Annotated in this window: 3 protein-coding genes; all 3 read right to left on the bottom strand. The window is 71.9% G+C overall.

All coding sequences use genetic code 11. The features are described from left to right. A partial coding sequence (locus VHK87_RS10070) for a CC0125/CC1285 family lipoprotein (protein ID WP_329634764.1) occupies positions 1–415 on the bottom strand: 415 nt, incomplete at its 3' end. Between the two features lie 48 nt (positions 416–463). Next, a complete protein-coding gene (locus VHK87_RS10065) occupies positions 464–1,249 on the bottom strand; it encodes an RluA family pseudouridine synthase (RefSeq protein WP_329634763.1) in 786 nt (261 codons plus the stop codon). Then, the coding region (locus VHK87_RS10060; protein ID WP_329634762.1) for a replication-associated recombination protein A at positions 1,246–2,332 on the bottom strand (1,087 nt) is incomplete at its 5' end. The genes VHK87_RS10060 and VHK87_RS10065, both read right to left, overlap by 4 nt.

Here is a 2,332-nt window from a genome sequence, read left to right as displayed (position 1 = left end):
TGCCCATCACCACTTCCAGAGTCTGGCTGAACGCCGGGCCGCCGCCGAGGTCGAAGCTGGTCCCGACGCCGACGCCGATGCTGGAGCGGCGGCCCCAGTCCGAGCCGCCGGCCCCGACGGATATCCGCGGCCCGCTGCCGTAGCCGGCCTGCTGCACCACGCGGTCGGCGACGCGGAACCAGTCGTAGCCCTCGGCGATGGCCAGGTCCGCGGCCCGCAGGAGGGCGTAGTCGGACACCTGCTGCACCGGCGCGCCCGGTCCACCGCGGAAGGTGATACGGTAGCGCCCGGGCTCGATCCGGTACTCCGAATAGCCGACGGCGGAGGGGCCGACGGCCGGCTGGTACACGGTGGGGGCGGTCGCGCAGGCCGCCAGCGTCAGGGCGGCCAGGGCGGGGACGATGAGGCGGGCCATCGGATGAGCTCCAGGGCGAAAGCCGTTGGGCTTCCGCATCTTAGCTGATCAAACGGCCAGCCGCTCGCCGCCGTTCCCGGAAAGCCCCAGCTTGGCCAGCAGGTGGGCCATGTCGGCGGGGACCGGCGCCTCGATCCGCTTGGTCCCGCCGGCCGGATGCGGGAACTCCAGCGCCGCCGCGTGCAGCATCAGCCGCGGCGCCGGCTCGCCCCCCAGCACCAGCGCGCCGCCATAGCGCGCGTCGCCGGCGATCGGCCGGCCCAGGTGCGCCAGGTGCACCCGCAGTTGGTGCATCCGCCCGGTCTCCGGCGACAGCTCCACCAGGGCGGCCTCCCGGCTCGCGGCGACGGTGCGGTAGCGGGTCTTGGCGGTTTCGGCGTCCGGGTGGTCGTCCGCGCAAACTCGCATGTAGGCCTCGCGCCCCAGGGTCTCGCGGCGCATCGGAACCTCGATGGTCCCGGCCCGCGGCTCCGGCACGCCCGGCGCCACCACCGCCTGGTAAGTCTTGCGGAACCTGCGCGCCATCATCGCCTTGCCGAGGAAGCCGGCCGCCGGCTGGGTCTTGGCGGTCAGGATCACCCCCGAGGTGTCCCGGTCCAGCCGGTGGATCAGCCGCGGCCGCGCCTTGCCCGGCCTGGCGAACGCCCAGAGCATTTCGTCCAGGGTGTTGACCTGCGCCCGCCCGCCCTGGCTCGACAGCCCCGCCGGCTTGTTCAGCGCCAGCACCTCGGCGTCCTCGTAGATCACCAGCCCCCGCACGAAGGCGATCTCCTCGTCGGAGAGCTCGATGGGCCGGTCGACGGCGCGAAGCTTGCGCGGGGGGCGCGGACTCATCGCCCGCTCCGCTCCTTGCGGATCGCGGCCCAGCGGTCGAGGCGCTCCTTGATGCGGGCCTCCACGCCTTCCCCGCGCGGCCGATAGAAGGCCCGCCTCTCCATCTCGTCCGGGAAGTAGTTTTGGCCCGAGAAGCCCTCTTCGGCGTCGTGGTCGTAGGCGTAGCCCTTGCCGTAGCCGAGGTCCTTCATCATCCGCGTCGGCGCGTTCAGGATGTGCTTGGGCGGCATCAGCGAGCCGGTCTCCTTGGCCGCCGCCTGGGCGGCCTTGAAGGCGGTGTAGACGGCGTTTGACTTGGGGGCTGCGGCCAGGTGCACCACCACCTGCGCCAGGGCGATCTCCCCCTCCGGCGAGCCCAGGAAGTCGTAGGTGTCTTTGGCGGCGTTGGCGAGCACCAGGGACATGGGGTCCGCCTCGCCGATGTCCTCGGCCGCCGCCCGGATCAGCCGCCGGGCGATGAACAGCGGGTCCTCCCCGCCGGCCAGCATCCGGGCCAGCCAGTAGAGCGCCGCGTCCGGGTCCGAGCCGCGGATCGACTTATGCAGGGCGCTGACGAGGTTGTAGTGCTCCTCGCGGTCCTTGTCGTAGGCCGGGCTGCGCTTCTGCAGCACCTGGCCCAGCTCCTTGGTGGTCAGCGGCTTATCCGAGCCGATGTTGAAAAGGGTCTCGGTAAGGGTGAGCAGGTAGCGCCCGTCCCCGTCGGCCAGCGCCACCAGCGCGCCGCGCGCGTCCGGCTCCAACGGCAGCGGCCTCTTCTCGAACGCCTCGGCCTTGGCGAGCAGGCTCTCCAGCGCCGCCTCGTCCAGCCGCTTGAGCACGAACACCTGGCAGCGGGAGAGCAGCGCGCCGTTCAGCTCGAAGGACGGGTTCTCGGTCGTCGCCCCGACCAGGGTGACCACCCCCTCCTCCACGAACGGCAGGAAGCCGTCCTGCTGGGCGCGGTTGAAGCGGTGGATCTCGTCGACGAACAACAGGGTGGATTGGCCCGCGGCGCGGCGGGTCCGGGCGGCCTCGAAGGCCTTTTTCAGGTCAGCGACGCCGGAGAACACGGCCGACAGCTGCTGGAACTCGTAACCCGCAGCC

The organism is Phenylobacterium sp. (genome assembly GCF_036263695.1).
GTDB lineage: Bacteria > Pseudomonadota > Alphaproteobacteria > Caulobacterales > Caulobacteraceae > Phenylobacterium.
Note: the sequence above shows the minus strand (reverse complement) of the source record. Positions and strands in the feature narration are given on the sequence as shown.

What these genes read in the sequence shown, in the direction of transcription:
- VHK87_RS10065 (WP_329634763.1), bottom strand. Translation starts at nt 1,249, where the DNA reads ATGAGTCCGCGCCCCCCGCGCAAGCTTCGCGCCGTCGACCGGCCCATC.